Origin of the sequence: Methylorubrum sp. SL192 (assembly GCF_026672325.1) — a bacterium.
GTDB classification, from domain to species: domain Bacteria; phylum Pseudomonadota; class Alphaproteobacteria; order Rhizobiales; family Beijerinckiaceae; genus Methylobacterium; species Methylobacterium extorquens.
The window spans coordinates 2,768,693-2,786,960 of record NZ_JAPPQV010000003.1 but is presented as its reverse complement, the minus strand read 5'-3'; the positions used below and the strand labels follow the sequence as shown (position 1 = coordinate 2,786,960).

At 66.3% G+C, this 18,268-nt stretch carries 17 protein-coding genes; 3 read left to right on the top strand and 14 right to left on the bottom strand.

From position 1 onward, the window contains the following. Positions 1 to 80: 80 nt before the first annotated feature. Complete coding sequence (locus OVA30_RS26005; protein WP_442786102.1) at positions 81 to 395, top strand: alpha-hydroxy-acid oxidizing protein; 315 nt, start codon at positions 81 to 83, stop codon at positions 393 to 395. On the opposite strand, the gene OVA30_RS13830 is transcribed toward OVA30_RS26005, so the two are convergent. From OVA30_RS13830 to OVA30_RS13790, 9 genes are all read right to left on the bottom strand, one after another. After that, entirely contained in the window at positions 346 to 1,776 is a 1,431-nt protein-coding gene (locus OVA30_RS13830) for a PQQ-dependent sugar dehydrogenase (protein WP_268175780.1), read from the bottom strand. The genes OVA30_RS26005 and OVA30_RS13830 overlap by 50 nt on opposite strands. Positions 1,777 to 1,795: 19 nt before the next feature. After that, positions 1,796 to 2,674, bottom strand: coding sequence for an alpha/beta fold hydrolase (locus OVA30_RS13825; protein WP_268175779.1), 879 nt, complete (start codon positions 2,672 to 2,674; stop codon positions 1,796 to 1,798). Positions 2,675 to 2,739: 65 nt separating this feature from the next. After that, positions 2,740 to 3,483: an SDR family oxidoreductase gene (locus OVA30_RS13820; protein ID WP_268175778.1), complete on the bottom strand. Its 744-nt coding sequence runs from the start codon at positions 3,481 to 3,483 to the stop codon at positions 2,740 to 2,742. A gap of 11 nt (positions 3,484 to 3,494) precedes the next feature. Continuing rightward, positions 3,495 to 4,280 carry an SDR family NAD(P)-dependent oxidoreductase gene (locus tag OVA30_RS13815; protein ID WP_268175777.1) on the bottom strand — a complete coding sequence of 262 codons (786 nt, stop codon included), beginning with the start codon at positions 4,278 to 4,280 and terminating at the stop codon, positions 3,495 to 3,497. Positions 4,281 to 4,489: 209 nt separating this feature from the next. Then, positions 4,490 to 5,194 (bottom strand): dihydrofolate reductase family protein, encoded by a 705-nt coding sequence (locus tag OVA30_RS13810; RefSeq protein WP_268175776.1) that lies wholly within the window; start codon positions 5,192 to 5,194, stop codon positions 4,490 to 4,492. Beyond that, complete coding sequence (locus tag OVA30_RS13805; RefSeq protein ID WP_268175775.1) at positions 5,191 to 6,045, bottom strand: SDR family NAD(P)-dependent oxidoreductase; 855 nt, start codon at positions 6,043 to 6,045, stop codon at positions 5,191 to 5,193. The genes OVA30_RS13810 and OVA30_RS13805 overlap by 4 nt, the downstream gene beginning before the upstream one ends. Before the next feature lie 13 nt (positions 6,046 to 6,058). Continuing rightward, a complete protein-coding gene (locus OVA30_RS13800; RefSeq protein WP_268175774.1) occupies positions 6,059 to 6,868 on the bottom strand; it encodes an SDR family NAD(P)-dependent oxidoreductase in 810 nt (269 codons plus the stop codon). Positions 6,869 to 6,884: 16 nt separating this feature from the next. Then, positions 6,885 to 7,610, bottom strand: coding sequence for a haloacid dehalogenase type II (locus OVA30_RS13795; RefSeq protein WP_268175773.1), 726 nt, complete (start codon positions 7,608 to 7,610; stop codon positions 6,885 to 6,887). Positions 7,611 to 7,614: 4 nt separating this feature from the next. Continuing rightward, positions 7,615 to 8,502: an NAD-dependent epimerase/dehydratase family protein gene (locus tag OVA30_RS13790; protein ID WP_268175771.1), complete on the bottom strand. Its 888-nt coding sequence runs from the start codon at positions 8,500 to 8,502 to the stop codon at positions 7,615 to 7,617. 132 nt (positions 8,503 to 8,634) lie between these two features. On the opposite strand from OVA30_RS13790, the gene OVA30_RS13785 reads away from it, so the two are divergent. Further along, positions 8,635 to 9,549, top strand: a complete 915-nt coding sequence (locus OVA30_RS13785) for a LysR family transcriptional regulator (RefSeq protein ID WP_268175769.1) — start codon at positions 8,635 to 8,637, stop codon at positions 9,547 to 9,549. Positions 9,550 to 10,041: 492 nt separating this feature from the next. On the opposite strand, the gene OVA30_RS13780 is transcribed toward OVA30_RS13785, so the two are convergent. The 3 genes from OVA30_RS13780 to OVA30_RS13770 all read right to left on the bottom strand — a co-directional run bounded on the left by OVA30_RS13780 (position 10,042) and on the right by OVA30_RS13770 (position 14,664). Beyond that, positions 10,042 to 10,989, bottom strand: a complete 948-nt coding sequence (locus OVA30_RS13780; protein ID WP_268175768.1) for a transporter — start codon at positions 10,987 to 10,989, stop codon at positions 10,042 to 10,044. 86 nt (positions 10,990 to 11,075) lie between these two features. Continuing rightward, positions 11,076 to 12,863: a GMC family oxidoreductase gene (locus tag OVA30_RS13775; protein WP_268175767.1), complete on the bottom strand. Its 1,788-nt coding sequence runs from the start codon at positions 12,861 to 12,863 to the stop codon at positions 11,076 to 11,078. 364 nt (positions 12,864 to 13,227) lie between these two features. Then, entirely contained in the window at positions 13,228 to 14,664 is a 1,437-nt protein-coding gene (locus OVA30_RS13770) for an aldehyde dehydrogenase family protein (protein ID WP_268175766.1), read from the bottom strand. 235 nt (positions 14,665 to 14,899) lie between these two features. On the opposite strand from OVA30_RS13770, the gene OVA30_RS13765 reads away from it, so the two are divergent. Continuing rightward, positions 14,900 to 15,808, top strand: a complete 909-nt coding sequence (locus tag OVA30_RS13765) for a LysR family transcriptional regulator (protein ID WP_268175765.1) — start codon at positions 14,900 to 14,902, stop codon at positions 15,806 to 15,808. A gap of 114 nt (positions 15,809 to 15,922) precedes the next feature. Here OVA30_RS13765 and OVA30_RS13760 read toward each other — a convergent pair whose 3' ends face one another. Beyond that, on the bottom strand, positions 15,923 to 16,792 hold the full coding sequence (locus OVA30_RS13760) for an HpcH/HpaI aldolase/citrate lyase family protein (protein WP_268177496.1): 870 nt from the start codon (positions 16,790 to 16,792) through the stop codon (positions 15,923 to 15,925). 119 nt (positions 16,793 to 16,911) lie between these two features. Next, complete coding sequence (locus tag OVA30_RS13755) at positions 16,912 to 18,246, bottom strand: MFS transporter (RefSeq protein WP_268177495.1); 1,335 nt, start codon at positions 18,244 to 18,246, stop codon at positions 16,912 to 16,914. Between the last annotated feature and the right edge of the window lie 22 nt (positions 18,247 to 18,268).

Genomic DNA, 18,268 nt, shown 5'->3' with positions numbered 1-18,268 from the left:
GGCGACGAGGTGCAGGTCGGCCAGGGTGCCGGTATATCGCTCGTAGTCTTTCACGAGGCGGCGTGCAGCGCGGCACCCACGTGCTCAAGGCGCTTGCGCTCGGGGCGAAGGCCATCGGCCTCGGGCGCTACTATCTCTTTCCGCTCGCCGCCGGGCAGCCGGGCGTCGAGCGCGCCCTCGAATTGTTGCGCGTCGAGATCGAGCGCGGGATGAAGCTCATGGGCTGCAGCTCCCTCGACCAACTGACCCGCGGTCACCTTCGCCTTCAGAATCGGGCCCGATCGACCGGTCGCGCGGTCGTGAGGCCGGTTGAACCGCCCCATGCCGCCGACGAGCGGGTCGCCCTCAGCCGCGGGGCGCCAGCCGGATCAGGCGACCGTCCGCGTCGTCGGTGAGCACCCAGAGCGTCCCGTCCGGGGCCTGCTTGACGTCGCGGACGCGCTGGTTGTTGGTCAGCAGCAGGCGCTCCTCGCCGGTCACCTTGCCGTCGACCATGACGAGGCGCGCCAGATGCCGGCCACCGAGAGCGGAGACGAAGAGGTTACCCTGCCATTCCGGTACGCGGTCGCCGGTGTAGAACGTGATGCCGGCCGGGGCGATGGCGGGGTCCCAGTAATAAGCCGGCTGCTCGGTGCCGGGGAACTGGGTGCGGCCGCCGCCGAGCAGGCCCCCGTCGTAGCGCTTGCCATAGGCCACCAGGGGCCAGCCGTAGTTGCGGCCGGGCTCGACGCGGTCGATCTCGTCGCCGCCTTGCGGTCCGTGGTCGCTGATCCAGAGGCCGCCGGTCTTTGGGTCGAGCGCGAGGCCCTCGGGGTCGCGGTGGCCGATCGACCAGACCCGCGGCTCGGCCCCGCTGACATTGGCGTAGGGGTTGTCGTGAGGGATCGATCCGTCGCGGTTGATGCGCAGGATCTTGCCCATCGGCGAGGCCGGCAGCTGCGCGGCGATGCGGGTCTCGTCGGTGATCCACTCCGAGGTGCCGAGATAGAGCTTGCCGTCATGGCCGATGACCATGCCGCCCGCGTAGTGGTTGATGCCCGTGAAGGCCGGCAGGGTGACGAGCTGGGTGATTCCTTCGATGGCCCCGTCGTCGTCGGACAGGCGGCCCCGGACCACCATCAGCGCGTGCCCCTCGGGCCGGTAGCCGATGAAGGACAGGTAGATCAGCCGGTTGGTGGCGAAATCCGGATCGACGAGCACCGCGAGTAGGCCGCAATCACCGGCGAACAGCACCGGCGGCACGTTGCCGACGGGCGCGGAGACCTCGCCCTGCGGGGTGACGATGCGCAAGGTCCCGCTCTTCTCCGTGACGAGCATGCGCCCGTCCGGCATGAAGGCGAGCGACCAGGGATGAGAGAGGCCCCGGGCGACGACCTTCTCCTCGATTGAAGTCGTCGTGCGCACCGCGACGGCGCGGGTCTGCCCGGGAAAGGCCGGCTGCTGGGTGGGGTTCACCGCCGGGCGCTGCTCCAGAACCTGTCCCTCGGGCGGCACCTCGCGGGGCGTCGGCTGACGCTGCACCGGAGCTGTGGGCGGCAGACCGGGGAAGAGTGGGCGGTCGTTCGGCTCGGTGAAGGGCTCCTGGGTCGCCTTCTCGACCAGAAGGGCGGGATCGACCGGCGGGCGCTCCGTCCATGGGCGGGGCTGCTGCTCGGCCCTGGCCCCCTCCTCCTTGGGTCCAATTTCCCTGGCTCCGACATCATCGGCGCCTTGGGCGGCGGCATGAACGAGCGTCGTCCCCGTGATCAGGGCGGCGAGAATCAAGCTGGCTTTCATCGATGCGACGTCCGCTGCGTTAGAGAAAGGCCGTGATGGCGGAAGCGAGCGCCTCGGCGTTCTCCTCAGGCACCCAGTGGTTGGCCCGGTCGATGGTCCGGAAGGTCACGTCGTCCGCGACCTCGCGCATCATGCCCTCGGTCATCGACGCGAAGGCGCTGTGCGCGCCGGCAAGCGCCAGCACCGGGAAGTTCAGCTTCCCGTCCTGGTCCAGGTCGGCGCGGTTGCGCTCGGCGTCTAGCGGAAAGGCGCGGTAGACCTCGAACCCCGCCCGCATCGCGCCGGGACGCGAGAAGGCGCGCACGTAGCGCGCGACCGCCTCCAGGCCGATGGCCTCGGTGTCGAAGGCGAGGTCCTGGTAAAAGCGCTCCAGGTAGAGCTGCTCTCGCCCGGCGGTGAGGAGCTCGGGCACGTCGGGCGCCCGGTGGAACTGGAAGTGCCAGAGCCGGTCCGTGTTACGCAGGCTCTCCTCGTAGGCCGCGGTGCCCGGCAGGGGCGCCTCCATCACCACGAGACGTTCGGTTCGGGCCGGAAAGCGGCGGGCGAAGGCGTAGGCCACCATCATCCCGATGTCGTGGCCGACGACCGTCACCGGCCCTGTGAGCCCGAGATGGTCATAGAGAAGCGCGTGGAGGTCCCCCGCCATGGTGTACTTGTCGTAGCCGCCCGGCGGCTTCGAGGACCCGCCGGCGCCGCGATAGTCGGGAGCCACGACGCGCAGGCCCGCCGCGACGAGGAGGGGGACCACCCGGCGCCACGCATAGGCCGTCTCCGGGTAGCCGTGGACGAGTAGCACGGTGCGCTCGCCCCTCCCGGCGACGCCGTGATGGATGCGGATGCCGGGCTCGACCTCGGCCGAGCCCCATTCGATGGTTGTGTCGCCCCAGTTCTCGCGCATGGGTCTCTCCTGATTGGGGGGGTGGGCGCCGACGCTGACCCGTGGTCGAGCGCTGGTCGCGAGGTTCACCAAGCCTGCTTGGTGGGATGGATGACGACGTCGTTCACGGTCACGTTCGCGGGCTGGTCGAGGGCGTAGGCCACTGCGTCCGCGACGGCCTCGGGGGGGATGGCGTCCCTGTTCAGCTCAGTCGCCGCCTTGCGCCCCTCGGCGTCCGAGACCTTGTCGGCCCAGCCGGTGTCGATCACGCCGGGGCTCACCATCGACACCTGGATGCCGTTCGCGACGCCGACCTCCTTGCGCAGGCTCTCGGTGATGGCCCGGACGAAGAACTTGGTCGCGCTGTAGACGCCTGCGCCCTCGCCGACGTTGATGCCCGCGACCGAGCTCATGTTCAGGATGCGCCCGGACCTGCGCTTCAGCATCGGTGGCAGCACCGCCGCGATGGCGTGGAGGTAGCCGCGCAGGTTGGTGTCGATCATCCGGTCCCAGTCGTCGACCGCCGTGTCCTTCCAGGCGGAGAAGAGCATCAGGCCGGCGTTGTTCACCAGGATGTCGACCGGGCCGTAGGTCTCCTCGGCGAAGGCGGCGAGCGCCTTTGCGTCGGTCCGGTCAGTGACGTCCGTGACCCTATACGTCGCCGTTCCCCCAGCCTCCGTGATCTCAGAGACCAGGGCACGCAGCTTGTCCTCGTTGCGGGCGGCCAGGACGACCTTGGCGCCCGAGGCCGCGAGCCGCTTGGCGGTGGCGGCGCCGATCCCGGAAGACGCACCGGTGACGATCGTCACCGCGTTGGTAAGGTTGCTCATGGTGCTTCCCCTCAGCCCTGCAGCTTCGTCTTCTCGGCGTGGCGCGCGGCCTTCACCGGCTCGGGCGTGACGCGGTTGTCGACGACGGTCTGCTTGGTCTCCTCGTCGCCGCCGACAACGTGGTCGACGTCGTTCATCAGGGCCTCGAAGCCCTGCCGGGCGACCTCGGTCTTGTCGTTCTTCTTGCCCTGGTCGATGGCGCTGGAGGCCATGCCGGCGTTCTTGTGGAACTGGCTGTCGGTGGCGCCGGGCAGCAGGGCCGTCACGGTCACACCGGTCTCCCGGAGCTCCTCGCGCAGGCTCTCGGCAAACATGAAGCCGAAGGCCTTGGACGGGCCGTAGACGGTCTCGTAGGGGGTCGGCATTGTGGCCGAGACCGAGGACGTGATCAGGATGCGGCCGCGCCCGTTCGGGACCATGTGCTGCACGACGCGCTTGGCGAGGTGCACGGTGCCGGTGATGTTGATCGCGATCAGCCGGAACTCGGCCTCCAGCGTGTTGTCGACGAAGGCGCCGCCCTGGCCGATGCCGACGTTGAGCGCCGCCGCCTCGACCGGCCGGCCGAGCCCGGTGACGAAGGTCCAGAAGCCCTCGACGCCTTCGTAGGTCGCGGCGTCGGCCTTGTGCGGGTAGGCCTCGGCGCCGAGCTCGCGCAGGGCGTCGGCCGCGGTGTGCACCTTGTCGCTGGAGCCGGAGATGGCGACGTCGAAGCCGTTTTGGGCGAACTGCTTGGCGAGCTCGAAGCCGATGCCGGACGAGCCGCCGGTGACGAGCGCGAGAGGACGTTGGGTGGTCATAATTTCACTCCTCGGTTTGCACGGTGATGCGGGCATGGGCCGCCGTTCACGGGGAGGAAGCCCCCCTGTGTGGTTCGGCGCCCCAGGCGCCGTTGGTGTCGATGCGGTGACGAAGACTTAACGAACTCGGAGGCGGTTGGCTGCTTCGGATCCGTTCACCTGAATTGCACGGTGAGTTGAGTGGTGCTCACAATAGTCCGCGCGTCGGACTAGGCCGGCGGGTAGGCGACGCGGTACCGGAGTGAAACGGCGCCCGCCGTACGGACCTCAGTGGAGACGAGGCTCAGCCGGACGCGGTCGGCCAGTCCTTCCTCGCCTGCCTCGAACAGGGTCTGACTGCCCGAATGGCCGCCGATGGCCGGGAACAACACCAAGCTGATCTCGTCCACCAGCCCCGCCTTCAGGAAGGCGGCGTTGGTATGGGCGCCCCCTTCCAGGATCAGCCGGCGGACGCCGAAAGCCGAGGCCAGCACATCGAGCGTTCGCCCGAGGTCGATCTCGGGACCGTCCGACACGACGTAGGAGATACCGTCGGCGGCGAGTTCGGCGAGGTGGGCGTTGGGGACGTCCCTGCCTAGGACCATGATCAGGGGCGCCCCGTAGGTTTCCGGCCCGGTCCAGTGCAGTTTTCCGTGCTGGTCGATCAGCACCGCGTACTCCTCGGCCCCCGCCCTGGCGACGTGGACCGGACGCTCCACCGCGGGCACCGGCTCCGGCGGATGCGCTCGTCCCTCGGCAAACTCCTCGCCCACGGCACGGCCGGCGATCCAGGCGTCACCCTCCAGCGCCTCGTGCACGCGGTCGTATTCCGCGATCAACGCCTCCGACGAGCGCCCCGTCGAAGGGCTCCAGCGGTCGACGAGCAGCTCGCCGTCGAGGGGCCCCATCATGTGGCAGATGACGTACGGCCTCATGCGCCGGTCTCCTGTGCGACGAAGGCGTCGAAGCGCCCCTTCCAGTCAGGATGCCAGCGCGAGAGCGCCGGCCGGTTCTCGGTGATGTCCCGGGCGCCCCAGAGGATGCGGGCGGCGTCGAGTTCGGGCGTGACGACGTTGTCCGGGCAGAGGATGTAGAAGTCCCCGCGCCGGAAGCGGCCCTCGAAGTGGGCGAGCAGGCGCTCCGCCGTCCATGCCTCGTCGGGTATGGTCACGCCGGCGGGCTTCTGGGCGGCGTTCATCGGCGTCCAGGTGTACCCGGGAACGAGCAGATGGGCCGTCACCTTGTTCCCGGCCTCGGCGCGCAACTCGTGCGCCAACTGCTCGGTCAGCACCTTCACGCCGGCCTTGGCGACCGAGTAGGCGGCGTTGCCGGGCGGGGTGGTGATGCCCTCCTTGGAGCCGAGGTTGACGACCGCCCCGCGGCCGCCCTGGGCGAGCATGCGCGGCACGAAGATCGATTGCGCTGTGACGATGGAAAGTAGGTTCACCTCAAGCTGGAGGCGCCAGGCGGACGGGTCGGTCCAGGGCCCGGCGCCGGCGATGACGCCGGCGTTGTTCATCAGGACCGCGACCTCGCCGAAGCCGTCGTAGGCTGATGTGCACAGCGCGCTCAGGTCGTCGGCGGACGTGACGTCGCCGACCGTGGTCCGCACGTCCGCCCCCCGGCCGAGATCGCAGACGAGATCCCGGAGGGCGTCCTCGTTCCGGTCGAGGAGGCAGAGCCTCATGCCGAGCGTGGAGAAGTGCCGAGCGGCCGCGGCGCCGATCCCGAGCGCCGCGCCCGTGATGACCGCGACGCGGCCCGGTGCGAGAAGATCGTCGTTCATCGTTATCGCCCCCTCACTTCAGGCCCGAGCCGGGCTCCGCCCCGCCGGAATGGGCCGCGGCCTTGGCGGTGTCGGGTAAGATATTGTTGAGCACCCGGCCGATGAACTTCGAGCCGGGCTTGCCGGCGACCACGCGGTCCTTTCCGGCCTTCATCGCCTCGTACCCCTCCTGGGCGACCTTGGTCGGGGCGGCTTTCTCGCCCAGGCCGAGCTTGGTCGTGTCCATGCCGGCGCGGTGCCAGAACGGGGTGTCGACCTCGCCCGGCAGCAGCAGCGTAAAGCTGACGCCGCTGTCCTTCACCTCCTCCTTCACCGCCTCGACGAAGCTGATCAGGAATGCCTTCGTGCCGCCGTAGACAGCCTCGTAGGGCGTCGGCATCGTGCCGGAGATCGAAGCCGTGTAGAGCAACCGGCCCGCACCGCGCTCCACCATCGCCGGCAGCAGTCGCTTGGTCAGGTGGACCTGCGACGCGACGTTGAGTTGGATCATCTTGAGTTCGGCCACGAGGTCGGTCCCGCCGACGAAGTAGCCGCCGACGTCGACGCCGGCGTTCAGGGCCGCCGCCGCCAGGGGGCGACCCGTCCCGGCCACTGCCTGGGCGAGGGCCTCGACGCCGTCGTACTCGGTGAGGTCAGCCTTCACGACGATGGCCTCGACGCCGGTCGCGCGGACCGCATCGGCGGTGCGCTCCAGACCGTCGTTCCGGCCGCTCGCCGTGATGAGGACGTCGTGGCCGTCGGCTGCGAACAGCCGGGCGAGCTCGTAGCCGATGCCGCTGGAAGCGCCGGTGACGAGCGCGAGGGGGCGATGGGTGTCGGTCATGGCATGGTTCTCCGGGTCAGGGACAGCCGAGCGCGTCGGCGGCCTCGATGAGGCTGTCGACGACGACGTCCCAGCGTTCGGCGGGGGCGAGGTCGGTGGTTTGGTTCGGACCGTGCTCGAGCGGCCGGCGAACGAACACCGTCCGGAGGCCGCAGTCCCGGGCGGCCTTGAGGTCGTCGTTATGGGCTGCGACCATGCCGACCTGCTCCGGCGGCAGGCCGACCGCCTCGGCCGAGCGCAGATAGGTCTCCGGCGTCGGCTTGTAGGATCGGGCGATCTCGGCCCCGACAATGACGTCCCAGGGCAGGCCGCCGAACCGGGCGAGTCGCATCATGCCAGCGAGATGGCCGTTGGAGAGCGGGCCGAGGGCGAAGCGCTGCTTGAGTCGGGTGAGCCCCTCAACGCTGTCGGGCCAGGGGTCGAGCCGTTCCCAGGCCCGGTTGAGATCGGCGAGTTCCTCCTCCGGGAGGTCACCGACCCGCACGCCATGCCGGGCCAATACAGTCTTCAAGTTTTCGCCGTTAAGGACGTCGAGGCGCACCCAGGGGCGACGGCCCGAGCGCACTTCCTCCATCGCCGGCTGGTAAAGGGAGCGCCACTCGTCGGCGAAGGCGAGCGGATCGAGGCCGATGCCATGGCGATCGAGAAAGGGCGCGGCCGAACGGGCTACGCCGGAACGCCAATCGACCACGGTGCCGAAGGTATCGAAGCCGAGGAATCCCAGGTGATTGAAACCGGTCATGCCCTCAGACCTCGTCGGTCCAATGGTGAACGGGCCTGAAGCCCAGGACGCGCTTAGCCTTCTCGTTCGAGAGGATGACCTCGTTGCCGTTGAACGCCTTGCGCCGCTCCGCCTTCGGGAAGTGGAGTTCGAGGAGCTCCGCCGTCGGCGTGCGCATCACCGTCTCGTCGTTTGTGATGAGGAACGCGTCCTTGCCAGGGGCCTCGTACCGGATCGCGCATTCGATAGCCTGGGCGGCGTCCCGGTTGTCGATGTAGGTCCACATGTTCCAGAGGCGCTGGGTCGGGTCGTCCTGCCAGCCTTCGAACTTGGCGTAATCCTGCGGGTCCATGACGTTCGACAGCCGTAGGCAGGTGATGCGCATCTCCGGGTCGTTGAGACAGAACTGACGCGCCATCTCCTCGCCCAGCACCTTGGTCAGCGCGTAAACGTTGTAGCCGCGCATCGGGTAGTCCTCGTCCACCGGGACGTAGGGGGCGTCGGTCTTGTCGAACGGAACGCCGATGCCGACCTCGGAGGCCGCCCAGACGATGTCTTTGATGCCGAGCCGGCGCGCCGCCTCGAAGACGTTGTAGGTCGCCATCATGTTGAGCCGGAACTCGTCGCTGTCAGGCAGCATGCGCGGGTGCGGGATGCTGGCGAGGTGCACGACGACGTCGAACGCCTTCGGTTCGGCCCGGGCGTAGGTGTCCTCGCCGGCGGACGACAGGGCGTCGAGCGCCTGGCCGAAGTCGGTCAGGTCCGCGACCATTGCCAGCTCGTTCGGATCGGACGGCGCATCGCGGTCGATGACGAAGACCTCGTAGCCCTTGTCCTTGAGATGCGGCACGAGGGTCCGGCCGACCTTCCCATGGCCTCCAGTCACGGCGATGCGCTTGCTTTTTCCAGCCATGTCCGACCTCAATTGTCAGTGGATGCCGGCGTCCGGCCCTACCCACATCTAACTACGCTAACGTGCGCTTGTGCCGCCCTGAAATTCACCGTAGCGTTCAGGTGAACTCAACACTGAGCTGGAGCGGCAATCGTGGTTGGACTGACCCGGGGCGACCTGGGCGACCTCAACCTGTTCCGCATGATCGCTCGGGCCGGCGGCTTCCGGCGCGCCGCCCTCGAACTCGACGTCTCACCGTCGGCGCTGAGCCACGCACTGCGCGGGCTGGAGACGAGGCTCGGCGTGCGCTTGTTCAACCGGACCAACCGCGCCGTCACCCTGACTGAGGCCGGCGCCGACTTGCTGGCGCGGCTGGAGGCCGGGTTCGGCGCCATCGAGGAAGGCCTGGAGACGCTGAACCGGTACCGGGGAAAGCCGGCCGGCCGCCTCCGGCTCAACGTGTTGACCGACGCCGCCCGCCTGGTGCTCGGACCGGCCCTTTCGGGTTTCCTCGCCGAGTACCCAGAAGTGAAGCTGGAGGTCGTGGTCCAAGACGACTTCGTCGATATCGTCGGAGGGGGCTTCGACGCGGGCATCCGCTTCGGAGGGCGCGTCCCCGAGGAGATGATCGCGGTCCCCATCGGAGGTGATATCCGATGGATCATGGTGGCCTCCCCGGGCTACCTTCGGAAGGCCCCTCCCCTGGAGCATCCATCTGACTTGGCGGCCCACCGTTGCATCGGTCTCAGGATGGGCACCGGCGCGATCTATCACTGGGAAGTTGAGCGGGGGGCGGAGCATCTCATCGTCGACGTCGCTTGGTCCGTCGTTCTGAGCGAGACAGCGCTTGCGGTGGCAATAGCAGAGACGGATGGTGGGATTACCTATTGCCAGGAGGGCTTGGTCGCGCTGCAGTTAGCGGCTGGTACTTTGCGGGAGGTACTGCCCGCATGGAGTTCACCCGGTCCGGGCTTCCACGTTTATTACTCAAGTCGCCGTCAAGTACCCCAAGCCCTTCGCGCACTGATCGCGTACCTGCGTATACGCGGCGGTACGGAGGAGCCGTGACCTACACATCTCTTACCGATCGGCAGGTACTAGAGGCTGTCATGAGTTAGCTGCGAGTAGAGCGGTTTCTAAGCACAGGGCAGACGAAGGCGACGAGGTGCAGGTCTGCCAGCGCACCGGCATATCGCTCGTAGTCTTTGACGAGCCGGCGGAAGCGGGTGACCCACGGCGAAGGAGGGCTTCACGGCTCAGCACCCGGGCAGGAACACGTCCTTCGACAGGCTCAGAATGAGAGCCGCGCTTAGGCTCGGGCAGCTTCACGACCCCGAGTTCGATGCCATGTTCGCGTGGCCGCGGCCGGTTTCTCGCCAGTGTAGCTCCGGTCGACGAAGGCGATGTTAACGCTGTCGTTGGTGGCCGACCGCACGGCCTTGGCCAAACGCTCAACCTGGGCGCGGTCATCGGCATTGGCCGGTGTGACGGGGGCCAGGGAAGGCCCGAGCGTGTCCACCGCCATGTGCAGCTTCGAGCTGGGATTGATTGGAAGGTATTCTAGTTGCTGGCTGAAAAAATTTTGAGATAGCGAACTCTCACGCCGAGATCTTGTGCGAAACCTCCTCTGACGCCGAACTCGTGGAAGAGACCCACTTGAATCTGCGTTGTCGGATCAAGAAAAGCCTGGACGATGCCGCGGAGTTGATGCGCTTCCGTTCGCAGGCCGTTGCGGACCCCGCCGATATACTGATCGCCGCCGAATGTGTAGGAGTGGCCGGCGGTTAGGAAGATCCCGTCCCCGGCTTCGTAGCGCACGTAGGATTGCAGCTGATAACTGGGATCCTGCTGCAGGGATTGCCGCACCAGGCCGCCGACGCGTGAATCCGTCGAGAACGTCGCGTCTCCGTAGAATTCGAAGTGGAATTTGGGCGCGAACCCCTGAATGTATCCCGCTTGAAGCGTCGCCTGGAAGATATCGGTGCCGATGTTGAGGGCGGCGTTCCGATCGAATTTTCCGAGCGGAATGCTGAAGAACGGCGTGATGCCGAAATAGGTCGCGTAGACCGGATCCGGCTTGTTGATTAGCCAAGCGGTCGCGGCCACGATAGGATTCGCCAGTCCGGTCGAGGACGGAACACGGGAGCCCGCGAGCCGCCCATTGTAGAGCGAACCGAACGGGATGAGGACCTGCGGATCCACAGTGATCCCCGCAATGTCGATCCAGTGCACGAAACGCGCGATGCCGACGGCAGAATCGAGTTCGTAGCCTTGCCCGATCGTTCCGGTCCCGATGACATTGATGGAGTTACGCTGCGCATACTGCCCGTACATAAGGAACGCGCTGGTTCCTGGAGGAAGCGCCGTGTAATCGCCCGGATCGACATCGATGGCCGAAGCCGGGCTGGCCGCGAGCATGATGGAGGCCGCAGCGTAAGTCGCCGCAGCGCGGCGCGACAGCAGGTATCCGCGTGTCGACCTCAAGAAGTCAGTGATCAGGTTGAACATAGCCCCTCGCAACAATAGTCTTGTCGAGTTCGTGTGCGGCGCCGGAGTCGCGACTCTGCGTTCCTCCGGCGCGAAACGGCGGTGCCTTAGCCCTGCTGCATCAGGAGTTTCGCCGCGCGCCAGCCGACCAGGATCGCGGGGGCGTTAGTGTTGCCCGTCGTGACGTGCGGCAGAACCGAGACGTCGACGATGCGCAGGCCCTTTACGCCCTTCACAAGCAGTGTCTCGTCCACGACGGCCATGTCATCTACGCCCATCCGGCAGGTGCTGGTCGGATGGAAGTAGGTCCAGACGGAGCGCCGCAGGAACTCTTGATATGCTGCCTTGTCGGCCGTCGGTCCCGGCAGGAGCTCCTTGCTGCGGAGGCTTGAGAACGCCGAGCTTCCACCGATCGCCCGCGCCAGATCCATCCCGGCCTTGAGCGCCTTGAAATCCTGATCAGTGCCCAGATAGTTGGGGTCGATCAGCGGGTCGACGCGCGGATCGGCCGAGGCGAGCCGGATGCTTCCGCGCGACTGAGGCTGCATGACGCCGCACAGGATCGAGTAGCCGTTTTTGACCCTGAACGGCAGGTCCGGCGTCGCAAACGGAATATCGAGATAGAGCGTAGCGATGTCCGGAGTCTTCAAGGAACTGTCGGACTTCGACCACATGTATACTTCGGAGGCATTGTAGAAAGACGGGGCAAGAGGAGCTTTTGCTTCGTAGTTGACGCCTGCGCCCAGGACGTGATCCTGGAGGTTCTGGCCGACGCCCGGCAGATCCGCGGCAACGGGGATGCCGAGCTTGCGCAGGTCGGCAGCCGGACCGAGCCCCGACAGCAGCATCAGTCGCGGCGTCGCGACCGCGCCGGCGGCGATGATGACTTCGCTGGTCGCCTTCACCTTCACCGGCTTTCCAGCGTGCAGGTACTCTACCCCGGTGCACCGACCGCCCTCGACGATCAGCCGCGTCACCGGCGCCTCGGTCAGGACCGTCAGGTTCTTGCGCGTCTCCATGGCGGGCTTGAGAAAAGCGACCGCCGTCGATTGCCGCTTGCCGTCGTAGATCGTGAAGTTGACCCAGGCCGGACCTTCAAATTGCTCACCGTTGAAGTCCTTCGTTTCCTTGTGGCCGAGCGACTCGGCGCCTTCGATGAACATGGCGCCGCCCGCGCTCCGCCGGCCGTCGGCCGGCTGGGTTACGTGAAGCGGACCGCCGACGCCCCGATAGGCGCTGGCGCCGCCCTGCCAATCCTCGAGCGCCTTGTAGTCCTTCAGGACGGACGCGTAGTCCCAGCCCTTGTTGCCGGCGGCGGCCCAGGAATCGTAGTCGTTCTGGTGGCCGCGGCAGTAGATCATCGCGTTGATGCTGCTGCATCCGCCGAGGACTTCTGCCCGGGGCCAGTCGATGACGCGACCGCCGACATTCTTCTGCGGTACAGTCTTGAAGTGCCGCACATACGGCTTGTCGAGCGTCAGGGCCCAATCCCGTGGGTTGTGAATCTCCGGGGCGGCATCGACGCCGCCCGCTTCGAGGACGAGGATTCGAGCATCGGTCTGCATCGCGAGGGCGCCCGCAAAGGTTCCGCCGGAAGATCCTGCGCCAATCACGATGTAGTCGTAAGCTTCGGAGAGGGGTTCTACCTCCCGGGTCGTCTTAGCGAAGGCACGTCCCGATGCGGCTAGGGATAGGGACTGTGCGACGGCAGCCGACAAGCCGACCGAGATCGCGGACTGGATGAAGGCGCGTCGGTCGAGATGTCCCTTCTTGTAATCCGACAGAAAGCGGTCGACCGACCCTGTCTTGGAGTTCTTGGTCATCCTCATCTCCTCACCATTCACGTTTTTCGTTTTTTGTTTTGTTGATTGGGCCGCCCAGGCAGACAGCAGCATGCATCGACCCGACGCGGCCGACGACGACTTGTCTGAAGACGGACTTCCGGTCCGGAGCCTGCCAATTCCGTCCTGTCCGGGAATCGGGGCCTTCCCCGTCGAAGCGCGCTCGCGCCGCTTCCGTGCGCCTGAAGACTCGGCCGGCTTTTTTACGAACCGCGTTCTCCAGGACCTCGCTCCGGACTTTCAATCCGGGGCGAGGCTGTGAACCGCCGCCTTCGGCCTCACCTCGTCCGAAAGCGCGCAACTCGATTGGGAGGTGAGGCGCGCGCCGGCTGCCCTCACGAGAGCTTTACAGCCTCAAATGGATCGCCGCGGCCATGGTCTCGGAGACTTCGCGCGACTCGGCGTGACCAGCGCCCTGCTAGCGGGCGGTCATGACGACCTTGGTATTAGTATATTCCGACAACCCCTCGCGGCCGTTCTCGACCCCGAGACCGGATTGCTTGTGGCCGCCGAACGGAATGTCGATGCCGTGGATATGGATCTCGTTGACCCAGACCGTTCCGGCCTCGAGGCGGCTCGCGATCCCGTAGGCCTTGGCCTTGTCGCGTCCCCAGACTGAGGCCGCGAGGCCGAACGGCGTTTGGTTGGCGCGGGCGATCACATCCCCGATATCGTCGAAGGCTATGATCGGGAGCACAGGGCCGAACGGCTCCTCCTGGACGATCCGGCTCTGTTCGGGCGGATTGTCGACGATCGTCACCGGAACGAAGTTGCCGGCCTGGCTCTCATCGATCTTTCCGCCGAGCGGGACGCTGTAATTGTTCTTGGCGATATCGGCGAAGAGGTCCTTGAGCTTGTCGAACTGCATCCGGTTCTGGATCGGCCCGAGATCGGTCTCTGGATCCATGCCGTCCCCGACCTTCCGTTCGCGGGCATAGGCAACGAACTCCTTCACGAAGTCGGCGTGGATGTCGGAATGGACGTAGAGCCGCTTGATCGCGATGCACCACTGCCCGGAGTTGCCGAAGGCGGCCCAGAACAGCTTCGGAATCAGATCCTTGTAATCGGCATCCGGAAGCACGATCGCCGGATCGTTGCCGCCGAGTTCCAGGGTCAAGCGCTTCAGGTTGACCGCACCACTTTCCATGACCCGCTTTCCGGTCGCGGTCGAGCCGGTAAAGCTGACCTTGGCGATATCGGGATGTCCGGTCAGGTGCTGACCGAGTTCATTGCCGCCTGACACGATGTTCAGAACGCCCTTCGGCAGAATCCCCTGCGCGATCTCGCCGAACCGCAGCGTGCAGAGCGGTGTATAGGGCGACGGCTTCATCACCATGGTGTTGCCCGTGATGAGGCACGGCGCGATCTTCCAGAGGCCGAGCAGAACGGGAAAGTTCCAGGGCGTGATCGCCGCCACGACCCCGAGCGGCGTAGATTGCGTCTCGACAACGTGCTGGTCGGTCTCCTCGATGATCTCGTGCGGCAGCCGGCGCTTGGCGACTTCGCGGACCCAGTAGATGGCGGCCTCGACCTCGCCTTTGGCCATGGAATGGCGAGGCTTACCCTGTTCGAGGGTGAGAAGCGTCGTCAGTTCCTCGCTCTGGGCCTGAAGGGCGTCGGCGAAGCGCGTCAGGTAGCCCTCGCGCTCGCCCCAGGGGAGACTCGACCAGCCGGGAAAAGCCGCCTTCGCCGCTGCCACCGCGGTGTCGAGTTGATTGATGGTTCCAGCCGGCGCCTGCGCCAGGACCGCGCCCGTGGCGGGGTTGTAGACGTCGAAGGTTTCGGCGGCTTCGACGAGCTCTCCAGCAATGGAAAGACGGTAGGGCGACTCGAAGTCGATTCCGGCCTTGGCCATGGAAATTCTCTCCCCTCTGCCCGAACCGGCCCCTTGGAACGAAGGCATAGATGTGGCGGGCATTTCTTCTTTTTAGAACTGGAGCGAACCTGAGATGCGCGATCAACAGTCGATTTTACTGTAGATGCACGCGTCTTTCTCTGTCGAGAGAGGAGGTTCGATTGGCAGATGAAGATTGAACTCCCGGACCATATGTGTCAATAATACTGAACATATGGAGCCATAGGAAAAAAATATGGAACTCCGGCATCTTCGCTACTTCTCGGCTGTCGCGGAGGAGTTGAATTTCACGCGCGCGGCCGCACGCCTCGGGATCGGCCAGCCGCCTCTGAGCCAGCAGATCCAGCAACTCGAACGGGAGATCGGGACGCCCCTGTTCTACCGTCCCCCTCGGGGGGTGTCGCTGACCGAGGCCGGCAAGCGGTTCCTGCGGGATGCCCAGGAGATCCTGTCGCTGTCGGACAGGGCGATCGAGAATGCGCGGCGCGCCTCGCGGGGTGAGACCGGCACCTTGCGGGTGGGCTTCACCTCCTCCGCCGCGTTCCACCCCTTCGTGTCCGCAATCATTCGCGATTTCGGAATTGCCCATCCGGGTGTCGGCATCAATCTGATCGAAGACACCACCGCCCAGTTGTTGCAGGCTCTGAATGGCAGCCGGCTCGATGCGGCCTTCATGCGTCCGGCAAGTGGCGAGGCGCGATCGCTCGCGTGCCACCTCCTCTTCAAGGAGCCGATGCTGGTCGCGCTCCCGTCTGGGCATCCCTGCGCGAATCAGGCCAAGATCCCGCTCTCGGCGCTGTGCGATGAGACCTTCGTGCTCTACCCCCGCCGAAACGGCCGCGCGCTGTACGACGCCATCATCCAGGCCTGCGAGCAGGCGGGTTTCCAGCCGCGCATCGCGCAGGAGGGGCCGCAGATGGCCACCACGATCAACCTCGTCGCGGCCGGGGTCGGCGTCTCCATCGTCCCGGCCTCCATGAGCCAGATCCAGGCGCGGGGCGTCCATTTCCGGGAGATTGCCGGCCCCGGCCCCAAAGCGGCCCTCAGCCTCGTCAGCCTGCATTCCGACGCGGCCAGCCCCCTGCACAACTTCGTCGACCTAGTGCTCCGGCACGTCAAGGATGGGCAACTGAGCCGCGACTGACGGGCGCGACCGTGCCATTCGGCATCAAGCCGGATAGCTCAAAGTCGAACCGCCCGATTTCAGGCCGGCCTCGTTGTCCGGGCTTTCCGTTCCGCCTCGACAAGGGGAGATGTCCTACGGAGACGCATCGGCCGCGGCATCGAGAATGCGCTCGGCCAGTCGCATATGCGGTCGGTCGATCATCACGCCGTCCAGGACCATGACGCCCGATCCTGGATTGTCCATGAAAAGCTTGTAGACGGATTGGGCCCACCGGATCCGTTCCGGCGAGGGCGTGAAGGCCGTCGCGACGGCTTCGAGCTGGTTCGGGTGGATGCACAGCTTCCCGGCAAAGCCGTCCCGTGCCGCGGCCGCGATCTCCGCGTCGAAGGCCGGGGATGGATGCGGATTGGGCCAGGGAGTATCGATCGCGGGCACCTGAGCCTGCGCGGCGGCGACCAGCAGCATCGCTCTGGCGGCGGCAAGAGGGGCGGCGAGCGTGCCATCCGCGGCGCGCGGGGCGATCCCGAAATCGACGGCCAAGTCCTCGGCGCCGAACAGAAGCGCCCGCAGCCGTGGCGTCACTCCGTCATAACGCATGCTTGGCAGGGCGCTGGCCGACTCGGTCACCAGCGGCAGGATTCCGATCTTGCCGAGCGGCAATCCGTTGGCATGTTCGAGAGCCTCGAGATGATGGTCGAGACGTCGCAAGTCTTCGGGACAGCTACACTTCGGTAGAAGGATGGCCGCAGGGCTCTGCGGCACTACGGTCGACAGGTCATCGAAGTACCACGGCGTATCCTGCGGATTGATCCGGACCACGACGTCGGACGGGCCGGATCGACCGGCGAGGACCTCAGCCGCGATCGATCTCGCCGCTTCCTTCGCCCGCACGGATACGCTGTCCTCCAGATCGAGGATCACGACGTCCGCGGAGGAGCTGAGGGCTCGGGTGATTTTGCGCTCGGCATCCGCAGGACAGAAGAGGAGAGTCCGAAGTTTCATGGCCTGTGCGCCTCTGGAGAAGGGATCAAGGAACGCTGGCACGCATGCTGGAGGCCGGATCGAGGAGGATGCGCTTGCCGAGTAAGGCGCGCGCGCTCCCTGCTCGGAACGCTCTGCGGTTACGGCTTCGGAGGCTCCGGCGCGCGCAAGGTCACCGCCATGACGAGCAGGCCGACAGAAATTAGCGGGACCGTGAAGATGAGGAACAAGACGGAGAGGGGCTGCTGCGCGGCCAGCAGCCAGCCGGCGATGAGGGGGCCGATCACCGCCCCTGATCGCCCGACCCCGATGCACCAGCCGATCCCCGTGCTGCGCACTTGGGCCGGGTAGGCGCCGGCAACGAGGGGATACAGGCCGTTGAAGCCGCCCTGCACGGTGAAGCCGATGCAGAATGCGACCAGCAGGGTCAGGGTGACCGACATGGGCACGGCGAAGGCCACCAGCGACAAGGAACCACCGAGCATCATCAGCAGCACGAGGCGTCGGACGTCGAACTTGAATAGCAGCCAGCACAGGGCGAGGCCGCCCGAGAACGCCCCAAAATTGTAGACCGTGCCCGCCACGATGGCTTGGCTGCGATCCAGGCCGGCCTCGATGGCGAGGCGGGGGATCCAGGCAATGGCGAAGTACAGGGTCATGTAGCAGCAAAAAAACGCCGCCCAAAGTAGGAGCGTCTGCCTCCACTGGCCGTAATCGAACAACAGCCTGAAGCTGACCGGCTTGCGCTCGCCGACCTCGGTAAGCGTCAGCATCGGCGGCTGGCCCATGCGACGACGAATGGCATTGATGCAGGCGAGTGCCCCACGCGGCTGGCGCTTCTCGAGGAACTCCAGGGATTCTGGAAGAAGCATGACGGCGAAAGGAAGCAGGATCAGGGTCGCCCCGCCCGCAGCGCTCATCAGCACGCGCCAGCCGAGATCCGGCAGCCACGCATTGACCGCGAGCCCCGCGAGCATGGCCCCGATGGGATAGCCGGCCTGGAGCAGCGCCACCGAGACGATGCGATAGCGGGCCGGTGAGTACTCGGACGTGATGGCCGCCATGCTGGCCAGGATGGCGCCGATGCCCAGTCCCACGATGAATCGCAGGACGATCAGGGTCGTGATGTCCGGGGCGAAGCCGCAGCTGATCATCGACAGGCCCATCAGGGCGACGGACCACAGGATGACCGGGCGGCGGCCGAACTGATCCGCGAGCGGTGCGAGCACCAGCGCGCCGACCATCATGCCGGCCAGCGCGGCGCTGAAGACCACGCCGAGCGCCGCGGCGCCGATGTTCCAGTCGCTGGTGATGGCGGGCGCCAGATAAGACATCATGAGGATGTCCATCCCGTCGAGCATGTTCAGGACGAAGCAGGTGCCGACCGCAAATGCCTGAAGGGAAGTCCAGCGGGACGCTTCATCGTTATTGTATGCAATCACGGCGACGCCCGGCGACGATGGTACTGCGCTCATGTTCACTCCGCACGCTCGCCTT